This is a genomic window from Hymenobacter mellowenesis (genome assembly GCF_030581005.1).
Lineage (GTDB): Bacteria > Bacteroidota > Bacteroidia > Cytophagales > Hymenobacteraceae > Hymenobacter > Hymenobacter mellowenesis.
The window spans coordinates 58,654-72,092 of sequence record NZ_JAUQSX010000019.1; the positions used below are offsets into that span (position 1 = coordinate 58,654).

A 13,439-nucleotide genomic window follows, 5' to 3' on the forward strand; every position below is an offset into this window, starting at 1 on the left:
CCAGGAAACGTATGCTCCCGAAGATACCTGAGCTACGTCCTCCCGTTTCGCGCCTGGCGCCCACGCCCAGCGGCTTTCTGCACCTCGGCAACGCCGTGAATTTCGTGCTCACCTGGCTGCTCACGCGCCGGGCCGGCGGCACGCTGCACCTGCGCATCGATGACCTGGACCGCGCCCGCCTGCGCCCGGCCTATCTGGATAATATCTTCCGCGTCATCGACTGGCTGGGCATCGACTACGACCACGGCCCCAGCGGCCCCGATGACTTCCTACGCCACCATTCGCAGCTGCTACACCTGCTCGAATACAACCGCATACTGCGCCGGCTGGCCCAACAGCCGGACCTTGTGCGGGCCAGCCAGCGCACCCGTACCGGCGGCGCCGAGGCAGCTGTCTCGCTCGAAACGCCGGGCGCGGCGTGGCGGGCGCTGGTGCCGGCCGGTACCGAAATCAAATTTGTAGATGCCTGGCAGGGTGAAACCAGCGTCCCTCTTGGTGTCTTGATGCCAGACTTTGTCATTCGCAAAAAAGACGGCGTGGTGGCCTATCAGGTGGCATCAATAGTAGACGACCTGCGGCTTGGCACCACGCTCATCGTCCGCGGGCTGGACTTGCAGCCCAGCACGGCCGCGCAGCTATGGCTGGCCGGGCAGCTTTCCGAAACGGCTGCTTTCAACACCTCGCGCATCACTTTTCATCACCATCCGCTGCTGACGAATGATGCCGGGCAAAAGCTTTCCAAGTCGCAGCAGTTGCCGGTCGATGTGGGCGTGCTGGCGCAGCGGAAGGGCAAACGAGCTGTGTTTGGGGCAGTCGCTGAGATGCTGAAGCTGCCAACCGGCGCGGGAGAGTCGCTGGCTGCCCTGCAACCGGCGTTCAGCGACTCTCCTGCTTTAACTCAATCCAAAGAGGAATGAGCCGACCGATTTGCTTTGTTCGGCTGCGCTAGTTTTTTACCAGGCGGGCGCGCACGCTGCCGGTGGCCGTACGCGCCTCCAGCAGGTAGATGCCCACGGTGAGCGCGGAAACGGGTACGGTGAGTTCCTGGCGGCCGGCGGGCAGTTGGCCCGTCCACACCAGGCGGCCGCTCAGGTCGGTGAGCAGCAGCTGGGCGCTGCCCTTCAGGTTTTCGATGGTGACGTGGACAGCATCAGAAGCAGGCACGGGGCTGGCCGCAATGTTCAACCCATCGGGACCGAGTTGGCCCACGCGCGTGGCCAGCGGCCCGCTGGTACCAAACACTTTGAAAGCCATGGCTTGGTTGACGGTGGTGGCCCCCGTGCCAGTGCCGGTGTCGGTCAGGGCCGCCCAGGTGGTGGTGGTGCCGGCAACGGTGCCCTGCAGGGCGTTGGCTCCGGCTTGGGTGCGGGCGCCCACGGTCGTCACGGGCACGAAAAAGTGCGTTCCGGTGCCGGTGCTCGTGGCCGACCAGCTCACCCAGTAGGTGCCGGGCTGCAGCACCAGGCCGGGCGAGACGGTGGCCTGCACCTCCCACACCTTGCGCGTGGTGCCCGGGGCCGTGGGTGTGGGGTAGAGGCTGTTGAAGATGCGGTAGGTCAGCGCGTCGGTCGAACTGCCCAGCCGGTTGGTGGTTGCGTCGCCAAATACAACCGTGGCCCCCGCGGTGCCCGGCTGGCCCCGCCACACCCGAATGGTGAGCGCCGAAAAGGGCGAAGGGGTGGCGGCGGCGCCGGTCTGGTAGCCAAAAAAGCTGAAGCTGCTCACCGTCCAGGCTTGCCCGGCCGGCACCGTGAAGTCGTCGGCTAGTTCCAGGCTGCTGGTGGGGCTGGCCGCGTAGCCGGCGTTGGTGTTGGCCACGGCGGTGTTGCCGTTGTCGTTCTGCGCCTCGCTCCACTGCGTGCCGGTGGGGGCGGCCACCCCGCTCTTGCTCGTGGCCGTAGTGGCGAAGGAGCTGCTCGTCAGGCTGGTCGCGCCGTTATTGAAGAGCGGCGTACTCGTGCCCACGGTGGCGCTGGTGCCAAACACCCGGAAAGCCATGGCCTGGTTGACGGTGGTGGCCCCCGTGCCGGTGCCGGTATCCGTCAGGGCCGCCCAGGTGGTGGTACCGGACGTAGTGGTGGCCTGCAGGCCGTTGGCACCGGCTTGGGTGCGGGCGCCCACCGTGGTCACGGGCACGAAAAAGTGCGTTGCTCCCCCCGTGTTCGCCGACGACCAGCTCACCCAATAGGTGCCGGGCTGCAGCACGAGGCCGGGCGAAACGGTGGCCTGCACTTCCCACACCTTGCGCGTGGTGCCCGGGGCCGTGGGCGTGGGGTAGAGGCTGTTGAAGATGCGGTAGGTCAGCGCGTCGGTCGAGCTGCCCAGCCGGTTGGTGGTCAGGTTGCCGAAGATGACCGTGGCCCCGGCCGTGCCCGGCTGGCCATTCCAGACTTGAATATACAGTTCTGAAAAAGGCGAGGGAGTGGCGGCGGCGGCGGTCTGGTAGCCAAAAAAGCTGAAGCTGCTCACCGTCCAGGCCTGCCCGGCCGGCACCGTAAAATCGTCGGCCAGCTGGTAGCCCAGGCTTTGGTTGGCGGTGAAGCCCGAATTGGTGTTGGCCACGGCGGTATTGCCGTTGTCGTTCTGCACCTCGCTCCACTGCGTGCCGGTGGGGGCGGCCACCCCGCTCTTGCTCGTGGTCCCGGTCGCAATCGAGCCATTGGTGAATAGCTGCGCCCGGCCGCCTAAGGTGGTGGCAATAAACAGAATTGAAATAAGGAAGAAGTTTTTCATGGGAAAGCAGGAAAAATGGAAATCAGAAGTAAGTAGGATTGTGCGTAGTAAATATATATTTAATATAGTAAAAACAAAATTAATAGGCCAAAAAAATAGTGCTGCGAATGAACTGAATAGCAGTTCGTCCGCAGCACTAGCCGCCTGCACTCGTGCCAAGCCGGATGGCTCGTTATCGCACTTCTTTCTTAAATTCCTCCGCCCAATGGTCGGCCAGGCGCGTGGGTTCCGGCAGCTTGTAGCCTTTGAGGCACGCCAGCGTGAGGCGCGTGGCGGTGGCCTGGTCGCAGCGGTGGCCGGGGCTCACGAACAGCGGCAGCACCTTGTCTTTACTGCGGATGACTTCGCCAATCAGCTCGCCGGATTTCGCATCAAGCAGCTCCGTGATGCTGCCGCGCGCGATGCCGGGCTCCTGAAATATGCCGGTCAATTTCTGCTTAGCCACGCCGAAGGTGGGCATGTCGAGTAGCACGCCGAGGTGCGCGGCAATGCCCATGCGGCGCGGGTGCGCGATGCCGTGACCGTCGACCATGATGACGTCGGGCTTATGCTGGAGCTTGGCAAAGGCGTGAATGACATTCGGGGCCTCGCGGAAGGAGAGGAAGCCGGGCACGTAGGGCATATCCACGGGGCCGTAATTGTAGACCTTTTCGACCAGCTCCAGCGACGGGAATTTCAGCACCACAAACACCGACAGGATGGTGTCGGGGGTGGGAAACGACGAGTCGCAGCCGGCAATGAGGCGTGGCTCCTGCGGCAGTGGCTCGTGACGCACGCGCTGGCGCATCTCGTGCTGCTGCTGGGTGAGGCTGCGCACGAGGGCGGGGTCGGGTGGGGGACCGGGCGGGCGGTAGTAAGCCATCTGCTTTTAGTTATGAGGTAAAAGTTAGGAGTTGCGAGTTTTGGGGACCCCGGTTTTCTGATGCCCCAAAGCCCATCCGTAGCATCTTCCGGCGGCGCGGGGCGTATGAGGGCCATACGTTTCTTCGTTGGCCATGTCTGAATCCACTGCTGAACAACCTGCTTCCACCGGCTCCGGCCCGCTGCTGGAGCGCCGCTATTTTATTGATGTGGCGCGGGCGCGTCAGACGCCGGCCCAGCTGATGGCCGCGGTACAGGCCAACGTGCCCCACTTCTCGCCCGATGCGCTGGCCGATTTCAAGAAGAAAAATGGCGATGCCGACGACCTGAAAGCGGGCGACGAGTTCAGTATCAAAATCCTGGGCCCCTGGAACGGCTGCGTGCGCGTCACCGACGTGAGCGCCACGGCGTTCGAGTTCATCACCCTCGAAGGCCACCCCGAGGCCGGCCGCATCCGCTTCGAAACCCATTACCTTAATGACCGGCCCGACGTGCTGCGCTTCGAAATCCGCTCCTCGGCCCGCTCGCGCGACGGGCTGGTGGCCTTCGCCTACGACACCATCGGGGGCGGCAAGCTGATGCAGGAGGCCACTTGGACGGAATTCTGCCGGCGCGTGGCGGCGGCCAGCGGCGGCCAGGCCCTCGGCGATGTCACCGTCGAAACCTTCCGGCACGACGAGGCCGGCCACGTGCAGCACACCCGCCATGACTAACCAAGTTGCCGCCGTGCCCGCCTCGGCCAAACCAGCCGCCTGGGAGCAGTACCAAGCCCGCATCGATGCCTACGCCGACGCGAAGGTGAACTACGATTTCTCGCGCCAGAACGAGTACACCAGCGCTACCGGCTGGCGCCTCGACGACTACGCCACCGACCTGCCCGCCGAAGCCCCCGGCCCGCCCGAAGCGGCCGGCTCCTTCGCCGCCGCGCAGGAGGTGCTGCGCCGCTACGCCTTCCCGCCGCCCGACCTCATCACCGGCTACTTCGACCCCAAGGTGCCACTCGAAAAGCGCATCATGGTGCTGCGGGCGCATTTTCTGGTGTTCAACTTCTATTTCGGCGTGCGCGTGAGCGAGGTGACTGATGAACAAGCCCGCGACACGCCCAACGGTCCCGAGCGGGTGTGGGGCTACGGCTACCGCACCCTCGAAGGCCACTTCGAGCGCGGCCAGATTGACTTCACCATCCATAAAAACCTCACGACCGGGGCGGTGCAGTTTCGCATCCACGCCGTGTCGCAGCCGGGCCAGATTCGCAACCCATTCTACTGGTTGGGCTTCAAGCTGTTCGGGCGGATGCTGCAGCGCAAGTTCGCTCGCGAGTCGTTGCGGCGCATGCGGGAGCTGGTGGCTTCGCAGCTGGCTGGCCAGCCGCTGCCGCAAACTTTGAACGCGCCGGCCGGTTCTATCAGCGCTCCGTGAACGTCATGCTGAGCGCAGTCGAAGCATCTCTACCGTAATACTATTCCTTTCGATTGGTTTAGTACTGCGGTAGAGATGCTTCGACTACGCTCAGCATGACGTTCTGATTTTTCCATTACTATTCCTAAATTACCCCAGATGCTTCCAACGAAAGCCTACGCCGCCCCGGCCCCCAGCGTCCCGCTCGCGCCCTTCGATTTTGAGCGCCGCGAAGTCGGCCCGCACGACGTATTGATTGACATTGCCTTTTGCGGCGTGTGCCACTCCGACCTGCACCAGGTGCGCGACGAGTGGGGCGCCGGCATTTTTCCCATGGTGCCGGGCCACGAAATCGTGGGCCGCGTGACCAAAGTGGGCGACCACGTGAAGAACTTCAAAGTAGGCGACCTGGCCGGCGTGGGCTGCATGGTCGACTCCTGCCGCACTTGCCCCAGCTGCCAGGAAGGCCTGGAGCAGTACTGCGAAACCACCGGCATGGTGGGCACCTATGGCGGCACCGAAAAAGAAACCGGCCGCCCCACTTATGGCGGCTATTCCAGCCAGATTGTGGTGGATGAGAAATATACCCTCAAAGTATCGGAGAAGCTGGATTTGGCCCGCGTGGCGCCGCTGCTCTGCGCCGGCATCACCACCTACTCGCCCCTGCGCCAGTGGAACGTGGGCCCCGGCCACAAAGTAGGCGTAATGGGCCTCGGCGGCCTGGGCCACATGGCCGTGAAGCTGGCCGCCGCCATGGGCGCCGAAGTGACGGTGCTCAGCACTTCACCCAACAAAGAAGCCGATGCCAAGGCGCTGGGCGCCCACAAATTCGTGGTAACGAAAGACGAGGCCCAGTTGAAAGCGGCCCGAAACTCCTTTGACTTCATCATCAACACCGTGTCGGCCCCGCTCGACCTGGCCGCTTATCTGAACCTGTTGCGCCGCGACGGCACCATGATTCTGCTGGGTGTGCCGCCCGAGGCCCCGCAGGTGCACGCCTTCAACCTCATTGCTAAGCGCCGCCGCATTGCCGGCTCGCTCATCGGCGGCATTGCCGAGACGCAGGAAATGCTGGACTTCTGCGCCGAGCACAACATCATGTCCGACATCGAGCTGATTGACATCAAGGACATTAACGAGTCGTACGAGCGCATGCTGAAAGGCGATGTGAAGTACCGTTTCGTGATTGATTTGGCTACGCTGAGTAACTAATTCCGCCACTCGGCTGCTTAAAAAAAGGCCTCCTGCTATGTGCAGGAGGCCTTTTTTATTTGGTGAGTTGGGGCGGTTGGATGAGAGCGTCGCGCCGCTGGCCGTTGACGAGGGCTTCGTTGCGGCTGACGTGCGACACGGAGCAGCGCCCGCTGCCGGCCGTTTGTTCCAGCACGATGTTGGTGATGTCGTAGCTGCGGTTGGCGGCGGGCACTACCAGCCGGAAGCTGTGCGCGTTCACGTTCTGGCGCACGAAGGCGGGCAGCGCGAACTGAGCGGGCTGGTCCTTCATGTAGTAAACCAGGAAAAGCGCCGTGGCCGATTTTAGCGTGGCGGGCGTGGGTTGGCGCAGCGTATCGAGTAGCGACTGCAGCGCCTCGTCGCCGTAGCGAACCAAGTATGCGGAGCGAGTTTCGGCCCGTCGAAACCCCAGGCCGCTGCTGCTGAGCGTGTCGGGGCTGAAGGCCAGCATGAATTGCGGGGGCGGCGGTTCGCCTTTGGGGCAGGAGCAGCCAGCTAAGACGAGCATTGCCGCGGCCAGGCCGGTAGATGAAATACGCATAGTGGAAAGGGAAAACAATGAAAGTAGAAAGCCATGCTATGCCAGCACGCGCATGGCCGGCGCCGCGCGCCAGGGCGTGGGCGTCAGCGTGATATCCTCCCAAAGCTCCTGCTGGCCGGTGTAGTGCAAGTACACCCGCGCCGTGGCGATGATGTCCTTTTCGCAATACGACACGATGCGGGCCAGGTCCTTTTTCACCCAATACGTGTGGCCCACGTCGGCACCGTCGATGTCGTCTTTGGGTGAGGGGATGCCGAACACGCCGGCCAGCAGGGCCAGGGTGATGTGGCCTTTGTTGTCGCCGAACTTCCAGAGGTCCATGGTGTCGAGCAGGTGGTGCAGGTCCCAGGGCTTGTGGCCGGCTACGTCGAGCATGGGCGGAATGCCCTGCCCGCAGATGAGCATGCGGCGGCCCAGGTAGCCGTAGTCGAACTCGCGGCCGTTGTGGGCGCACAGGAAGTAGCCGTCGGGGCGGGCCGTTTCGAGTTTGGCGTAGCGGCTGGGGCCGTAGGGAGCGTAGCGCTGCAGGAAGCTGGCGAAGCCGCTCAGCACCGCGCACTCATCTTCATCGGCGAAGGACTTGGTACGAAATTCCAGTGTTTCATCGGGCAGCAGGCGGAAGTAGCCCACCGAAATACACACCACCTTGCCGAACTCGGCGTAGAGGCCGCCGTTGGCGAAAAGCGCTTCGTGGCTCTGGCCCTCGGCCAGCTCGCGGGCGTGGCGCTTGTCGCAGAACTTTTGCCAGAGGGACTGGTGCGCGGCCGGCAGTTCGGCGTGCGAGGCGTGGCCGGGCACGGTTTCGATGTCGATGAAGAAAACGCGGGTGAGGTCGACGTGGCGGAGGATGTTCATGGCAGGCGCGCGGACAGCGAAAAAACGTCTACCCCAAAGCTAAACTAAAAACGGTGGCCTCACCGCGCGGCCCGCGCCGTATTTTCGCTGCCATGTTGTTCTACTACGGCCCCCATAGCGCATTGCTGCTGCCCTTTGTGGTGCCGGGCGCGGTGGCCACGCTGTGGCTGCTGGTCCGGGCTTGGCGGCGCGGTGCCCCCGCCGATGCCCTGCTTGCCCTGCTCATCCTGGTGCCCACCCTGAGCGTGAGCCAATGGATGCTGGGCTACGCCGGCTGGTTCGACAGCCACGACGGGCACTCCACCGTCATGTTCTACGTGCCCTGGCGGGCCAGCATGGTGCTGGGCGGGGCCTATTACCTGTATTTCCAAAGCCTGACCAATCAGGATTTTCGCTGGCGCCCGGCCCTGAAGCACCTGCTGCCGGGCCTGCTGGAATGGGCCGCCTTCGCCGCCGTGGCGGTGTATGACCTGGTGTGGTGGCGCGGCGTGCTCGGCCGGCCGCTGCCCGATTTTTTCGGCACCAAGGGCCGGGCCGCCACGCTGTTTGATGAAACAGCCTTGCCCGCCGCGCTGCTGGGCTCGGTGCTGTTGCTGGTGTATGGCCTGCGCGTGCTGGCCGACTACCGCCGCTACGCCCGCTACCTCGACGACAACTTTTCGGACCCCGAGCGCCTGCGCTTTGCCGGGCTGCGCCAACTGCTGGGGCTGCAGGCCTTGGTGCTGCTGCTGAGTTTGTTGTTCACGACGCTAAATCAGATTTACGATTTCAGCTACGACGATGCCTGGTATTTTTTCGCCCTGCGCGGGGTGCTGATTTATGGGCTGATTGTGGTGGGCCTGCAGGCCAACTACGCGGCGGCCACCAGCCCGCTACGCTTCGGCGCCGCGCCGCGGACGCAAATGCCAACGGAAGCGGGGCTGCCCGCCCCGCCCGTTTCGCCGCCCGCCGCTGCGGCTGTTGCTTCCATCGAACCGGTTACTCCGGCTGCTCCGGATGAAGCGCCTGTTTCCGCTATTGCATCGGCAACCGAGGAAGCCCCGCCGCCCGTGCCGGAGCTGGCCCCGGAGCTGCTGCCGTGGCGTGAGAAGCTGCTGCGCCTGATGGCCGACGAACAGCCCTGGCTGGAGCCTGAACTAACGCTGACGGAGCTGGCCCACCGCCTGCGCACCCACCCGGCGCTGCTGTCCCGGGTCATCAACGCGGGCTGCGGGCAGAACTTCAACGACTTCGTGAACACCTACCGGGTGCAGGAAGCGCAGCGCAAGCTGGCCGACCCACGCTTCGGCCATTACTCGCTGGTGGGCGTGGCGCTGGAAAGCGGATTCAACTCAAAATCAACATTTAACCGGGTATTTAAGAAGCTGCTGGGTCAGGCGCCCAGTGAGGTGATGCGGCCCAAATCATAAGTTGAGACGGGCCAGGTTATGGCTTGGAGCGCCGGGCGTGGGACCAGGGAGGACCTTTGACACAGTCTTTCCCCCAACTCCCCGACCGTGATGAAAAACTACCCGACAACGCCCCCCGCCGGCCCGGCAGCAGCCACCGCTCCCTGGCTGCCCACGCCCTTTATTCACGGGTGGCCCACCAATATTCGGGTGGCTTGTAACGTTTGGCTTCCGGCGGCGGTACCCGCTGTGCCCCCAGCCAAAATACTTGGCTCCGCAAGCAACTACCGCCGCCGGGTCCGCATCTGTTCTCCCATACTCACCTTTTTTCTGCAAATGAAGACTTTTAGTGTGTGCGCCCTGCTGGCGCTGCCGGGATTGGTATGTCTTGCCCCTAGAGCGGCGGCCCAAGCACCCGCCGGTCCACCCGCAGTTGTTGGTACCGGCTCCCTCACGGGCATGGTGCTCGATTCCCTCAAAAAGGAACCCGTGCCCTACGCCACGGTGGTGCTGCTGCCGCCTGCGCCCAACGACAAGCCCATCACCGGGGTGGCGGCCGACGACAACGGCAAGTTTTTGCTTAATAAGCTCACGCCCGGCCCGGCCCGCCTGCGGGTGAGCTACGTGGGCTACGGTACCCAGACGCGCGACGTAACCATCACGGCCGGCGCCACGGCCGTGCCCGCATTCCAACTGCCCGTAGCGGGCACGGCGCTGGCTGAGGCCGTAGTGGTAGGCACCAAGCCGGTGGTAGAAGTGCGCCCCGACCGCATCGTGTACAACGCCGACCAGGACGTGACCAACGCCGGCGGCACCGCCTCCGATGTGCTGCGCAAGGCCCCGCTGCTGGCCGTGGATGGCGACGGCAACGTGAAGATGCGGGGCTCCAGCAACTTCAAGGTGCTCGTCAACAACAAACCTTCGCCTACGCTGGCCAGCAACCTGGCCGAGGCCCTGAAAGGCATCCCGGCCGAGCAGATTCAGAGCGTGGAAATCATTACCACGCCGCCGGCCAAATACGACGGGGAGGGCACCGCCGGCATCATCAACATCGTGCTGAAAAAGGGCTCGACGCAGAAGCTGAACGGCCGGGTGAGCGCCTCGGGCGGCAACCGCAACTCGAACGCCAACGCCTCGCTCAACTTCAAAACCAAGAAGCTGGGCTTCACCTCCTCGGCCGGCACGGGCGGCTGGTACGGACCCAATGAGTCGGTGCGCATGCGGTTTGGCAAGCAGGACAATTCGACCCTGGTGCAGAGCGGGGCCGGCAACTACGGCGGGCGCTGGTACTACGCCTCGGTAGGGCTCGACTACGACATTAATGACAAGCAAAGTTTGTCGCTGGCCACGTCGTTTAATCGCTACGCGGGCCACGACTTCAGCAACCTGCTGAATAATTTTGTGGTGCCCGGCGCGCCGCAGAGCAACCAGCTGTTCACCCGCACCACCAACAGCGTATTCAGTGGCATCAATGGCGAGCTGACGGGCACCTACACCAAAACCTTTGCCCAGCCCCGCCGCGAGTGGAGCATTCTGGGCCAGTACGCCAACAACAGCGGCACCTTCGGCTACGATTTAGACCAATACAAAGACTCCTACGTGAACCTGGAAACCGGCCGGGCCAGCTACCGCGAGCGCAGCCGGGGCCGCACCCCGGGCAGCGAGGTGACGCTGCAAACCGATTTCGTGCAGCCTTTCGGTGAAAAGCAAACCCTCGAAACCGGCCTGAAAAGCATCTGGCGCCGCACCGGCTCGGTGGCCAACGTGGACAGCCTGGTGCTGGGCCAGGCCGATTTTGCCCGCGTGGCCCGCCGCGCCACCGATTTCAGCTACGACCAGAACGTGCAGGCGGCCTACGCCACCTACACCAACAAGCTCACCAAGAAATTCACGCTCAGCCTGGGCTCGCGCCTGGAGCGCACGGCGCTGTCGGCCGATTTCCGCACCACGGGTTCGGAAGTGCCGCCCCGCAGCTACCTCTCGCTGCTGCCCAACGGCAACGCGCAGTACGCCCTCAGTGACAACAACAGCCTGCGCTTGGCCTACAGCCGCCGCATCACGCGGCCCTACATCGACTACCTCAACCCCTTCGTGGACCGCTCCGACCCGAACAATATTTCCTTCGGCAACCCCAACCTCGACCCCGAGCTGACCGACTCTTACGAGCTGAGCTACAACACTAACGGCAAGGCCGGCTCGCTCAACGTGTCGGGCTCGGTGCGGCGCACGGGCAATGCCATCGAGTCCATCCGCCTGCCCACCGACCGCGTGGGCGTCACGCAGCAGACCTTTGCCAACGTGGCTTCCAACGCCTATTACCAGCTCAATTTCTACGGCTCGGCCAAGCCGGCCGAGGGCTGGGATATCAGCGGCGGGCCCGATATTCAGTACATCGTGCGCCGCAGCCCGGCGCTGGGCATTGAGCGCAGCGGCTTCACGGCCAGCCTAAACCTGAACACTTCCTACAAATTGCCCAAGAAATTTACGCTGCAGGGCTTTGTGTACAGTTCGCTGCCCTCGCCGGAACTGCAGGGCCGGGGCGCGGCCAATCTGTACTATCAGATGGGCGTGAAAAAGACCTTCCTGAAAGACAAAGCCGATGCGGTGCTGAATTTCGGTTCGCCCTTCAACAACTACTGGACCTACCGCAGCACCACCGACACGCCTTATTTCAGCGAAACCAACGAGAACCGGGGCTACATGCGCTCCTTCCGCTTCAGCCTCAGCTACCGTTTCGGCACGGAGCAGCAAGGCAAACAGCGCAAGTCTATCTCGAACGACGACGTGAAGGGCGGCGGCGGCAAGCAGGGCGGGCAGTAGGGGAGAGGACGGAGTGATTATTTGATTTAGAACGTCATGCTGAGCGCAGTCGAAGCAGCTCTACCGCAGCAGTAATCCATTCAAGAGGATTTAGTTGCGCGGTAGAGCTGCTTCGACTGCGCTCAGCATGACGTTCTTTTTTGCGCAGGCCATTCCAGGCAACCCAAAAACCTAAATCGGCATCAATCCAGCGCCTATTGCCGGTTGCCTGGCCAACAGTACCTTGCACCATCCATAACCTTCTGCGAAAAAGCACATGCCCCTCACCATTACCAACCTTTCCAAAACCTACGCCAACGGGGTGCAAGCCCTCAAAAACGTCAGTCTTGATATTCCAACCGGCATGTTCGGCCTGCTCGGCCCCAACGGCGCCGGCAAAAGCAGCCTGATGCGCACCATTGCCACGCTGCAGGACGCCGACACCGGCTCCATCATGCTCGACGAGCTGGACGTGCTGAAGGATAAGGACGGCGTGCGGCGCATCCTGGGCTATCTGCCGCAGGAGTTTGGTGTGTACCCGCGCGTGAGCGCCGAGGAATTGCTCGACCACCTGGCCGTGCTCAAGGGCATCGGCAACAGCAAGGAACGCAAGGAAACGGTGGAGGCGCTGCTCCAGCAAACCAACCTCTGGAACGCCCGCAAGAAAAACCTGGGCGGCTACTCCGGCGGCATGAAGCAGCGTTTCGGCATCGCCCAGGCCCTGCTCGGCAACCCCCGCCTCATCATCGTGGACGAGCCCACCGCCGGCCTCGACCCCGCCGAGCGCAACCGCTTCCACAACCTGCTGAGCGAGATTGGCGAGCACATCATCATCATCCTGAGCACGCACATCGTGAGCGACGTCACCGATTTGTGCCGCAACATGGCCATCATCAGCCAGGGCCAGGTGCGCCTCACCGGCGACCCACTCACGGTGGTGGAACAGCTGCGCGGCCAGGTGTGGCGCAAGCTGCTGAGCAAAGACGAAGTGGCCGCCGCCCAGGCCGAGCACCACGTCATCAGCTCCCGCCTGTTTGCGGGCAAAACGGTGGTGCACGTGCTGAGCGAGAGCCGGCCGGATGCTAGCTTCGAGGAAGTGAACCCGGATTTGGAAGACGTGTATTTCTCGCAAATCGCAGATAGTAGTGAGAAGAAAGTAGTGAGTAGTGAGAAGCAGGCGGCAAGGACTTAGTAGTGACAGATTAGTGAATACTTGCCACCTGCTTCTCACTACTCACTACTTTCTTCTCACTACTATCTGAAATGCACGACTTCAAAAATCTGAAAGTCTGGCAAAAGGCGATGGATATCGCGCAGGCTACTTATGAGCTGTGCGCGCAGTTTCCGGATGCTGAGCGGTACGGGCTGATTTCGCAGATGCGGCGAGCGGCGATTTCCATTCCCTCCAACATTGCGGAGGGAGCCGGGCGCAATTCAAATGGAGAGTTCCGGCAGTTTCTGGGCATTGCAGTGGGCTCGGCCTACGAGTTGGAAACCCAGTTTTTGCTGGCCGGCCGCCTGCTCTATCTGAATGAAGCTGAAGTGGAGCCCATCACGGCGCAGTTGGTAGAGTTGCAAAAGATGCTGTACGGCCTGAAAAACAGCCTGCGCCCCTAGCAAACGCAGCAAAA

Annotated in this window: 12 protein-coding genes; 8 read left to right on the plus strand and 4 right to left on the minus strand. The window is 63.0% G+C overall.

The features are described 5' to 3' along the window. Positions 1–11 precede the first annotated feature (11 nt). Complete coding sequence (locus Q5H92_RS24990) at positions 12–917, plus strand: glutamate--tRNA ligase family protein (protein WP_305014307.1); 906 nt, start codon at positions 12–14, stop codon at positions 915–917. 28 nt (positions 918–945) lie between these two features. On the opposite strand, the gene Q5H92_RS24995 is transcribed toward Q5H92_RS24990, so the two are convergent. After that, the gene (locus Q5H92_RS24995; RefSeq protein WP_305014308.1) at positions 946–2,733 is read right to left on the minus strand and encodes a T9SS type A sorting domain-containing protein; all 1,788 of its coding nucleotides are present in this window, start codon (positions 2,731–2,733) and stop codon (positions 946–948) included. Positions 2,734–2,905: 172 nt separating this feature from the next. After that, positions 2,906–3,595: a deoxyribonuclease V gene (gene nfi, locus Q5H92_RS25000; RefSeq protein ID WP_305014309.1), complete on the minus strand. Its 690-nt coding sequence runs from the start codon at positions 3,593–3,595 to the stop codon at positions 2,906–2,908. A 133-nt stretch (positions 3,596–3,728) separates the two neighbouring features. On the opposite strand from nfi, the gene Q5H92_RS25005 reads away from it, so the two are divergent. From Q5H92_RS25005 to Q5H92_RS25015, 3 genes are all read left to right on the plus strand, one after another. Further along, complete coding sequence (locus Q5H92_RS25005) at positions 3,729–4,307, plus strand: DUF1990 family protein (protein ID WP_305014310.1); 579 nt, start codon at positions 3,729–3,731, stop codon at positions 4,305–4,307. Beyond that, positions 4,300–5,013 (plus strand): DUF1990 domain-containing protein, encoded by a 714-nt coding sequence (locus Q5H92_RS25010; protein WP_305014311.1) that lies wholly within the window; start codon positions 4,300–4,302, stop codon positions 5,011–5,013. Before Q5H92_RS25005 ends, Q5H92_RS25010 begins: the two co-directional genes overlap by 8 nt. A 138-nt stretch (positions 5,014–5,151) precedes the next feature. Continuing rightward, positions 5,152–6,204, plus strand: coding sequence for an NAD(P)-dependent alcohol dehydrogenase (locus Q5H92_RS25015; protein ID WP_305014312.1), 1,053 nt, complete (start codon positions 5,152–5,154; stop codon positions 6,202–6,204). A 55-nt stretch (positions 6,205–6,259) separates the two neighbouring features. Here Q5H92_RS25015 and Q5H92_RS25020 read toward each other — a convergent pair whose 3' ends face one another. Then, the gene (locus tag Q5H92_RS25020; protein WP_305014313.1) at positions 6,260–6,766 is read right to left on the minus strand and encodes a hypothetical protein; all 507 of its coding nucleotides are present in this window, start codon (positions 6,764–6,766) and stop codon (positions 6,260–6,262) included. 36 nt (positions 6,767–6,802) lie between these two features. Beyond that, complete coding sequence (locus Q5H92_RS25025) at positions 6,803–7,621, minus strand: ribonuclease H-like domain-containing protein (protein WP_305014314.1); 819 nt, start codon at positions 7,619–7,621, stop codon at positions 6,803–6,805. 92 nt (positions 7,622–7,713) lie between these two features. On the opposite strand from Q5H92_RS25025, the gene Q5H92_RS25030 reads away from it, so the two are divergent. From Q5H92_RS25030 to Q5H92_RS25045, 4 genes are all read left to right on the plus strand, one after another. Further along, entirely contained in the window at positions 7,714–9,030 is a 1,317-nt protein-coding gene (locus tag Q5H92_RS25030) for a helix-turn-helix domain-containing protein (protein WP_305014315.1), read from the plus strand. A 315-nt stretch (positions 9,031–9,345) separates the two neighbouring features. After that, on the plus strand, positions 9,346–11,829 hold the full coding sequence (locus Q5H92_RS25035; protein ID WP_305014316.1) for a TonB-dependent receptor domain-containing protein: 2,484 nt from the start codon (positions 9,346–9,348) through the stop codon (positions 11,827–11,829). A gap of 256 nt (positions 11,830–12,085) precedes the next feature. Next, positions 12,086–13,000 carry an ABC transporter ATP-binding protein gene (locus Q5H92_RS25040; protein WP_305014317.1) on the plus strand — a complete coding sequence of 305 codons (915 nt, stop codon included), beginning with the start codon at positions 12,086–12,088 and terminating at the stop codon, positions 12,998–13,000. A 71-nt stretch (positions 13,001–13,071) separates the two neighbouring features. Beyond that, positions 13,072–13,425 (plus strand): four helix bundle protein, encoded by a 354-nt coding sequence (locus tag Q5H92_RS25045; RefSeq protein ID WP_305014318.1) that lies wholly within the window; start codon positions 13,072–13,074, stop codon positions 13,423–13,425. The last annotated feature ends 14 nt before the right edge of the window (positions 13,426–13,439 follow it).

Excerpts from the sequence above, each read along its gene's own strand:
- Q5H92_RS24990 (WP_305014307.1), top strand. The coding sequence starts at position 12 with ATGCTCCCGAAGATACCTGAGCTACGTCCTCCCGTTTCGCGCCTGGCG.
- Q5H92_RS24995 (WP_305014308.1), bottom strand. The coding sequence starts at position 2,733 with ATGAAAAACTTCTTCCTTATTTCAATTCTGTTTATTGCCACCACCTTA.
- nfi (WP_305014309.1), bottom strand. The coding sequence starts at position 3,595 with ATGGCTTACTACCGCCCGCCCGGTCCCCCACCCGACCCCGCCCTCGTG.
- Q5H92_RS25005 (WP_305014310.1), top strand. The coding sequence starts at position 3,729 with ATGTCTGAATCCACTGCTGAACAACCTGCTTCCACCGGCTCCGGCCCG.
- Q5H92_RS25010 (WP_305014311.1), top strand. The coding sequence starts at position 4,300 with ATGACTAACCAAGTTGCCGCCGTGCCCGCCTCGGCCAAACCAGCCGCC.
- Q5H92_RS25015 (WP_305014312.1), top strand. The coding sequence starts at position 5,152 with ATGCTTCCAACGAAAGCCTACGCCGCCCCGGCCCCCAGCGTCCCGCTC.
- Q5H92_RS25020 (WP_305014313.1), bottom strand. The coding sequence starts at position 6,766 with ATGCGTATTTCATCTACCGGCCTGGCCGCGGCAATGCTCGTCTTAGCT.
- Q5H92_RS25025 (WP_305014314.1), bottom strand. The coding sequence starts at position 7,621 with ATGAACATCCTCCGCCACGTCGACCTCACCCGCGTTTTCTTCATCGAC.
- Q5H92_RS25030 (WP_305014315.1), top strand. The coding sequence starts at position 7,714 with ATGTTGTTCTACTACGGCCCCCATAGCGCATTGCTGCTGCCCTTTGTG.
- Q5H92_RS25035 (WP_305014316.1), top strand. The coding sequence starts at position 9,346 with ATGAAGACTTTTAGTGTGTGCGCCCTGCTGGCGCTGCCGGGATTGGTA.
- Q5H92_RS25040 (WP_305014317.1), top strand. The coding sequence starts at position 12,086 with ATGCCCCTCACCATTACCAACCTTTCCAAAACCTACGCCAACGGGGTG.
- Q5H92_RS25045 (WP_305014318.1), top strand. The coding sequence starts at position 13,072 with ATGCACGACTTCAAAAATCTGAAAGTCTGGCAAAAGGCGATGGATATC.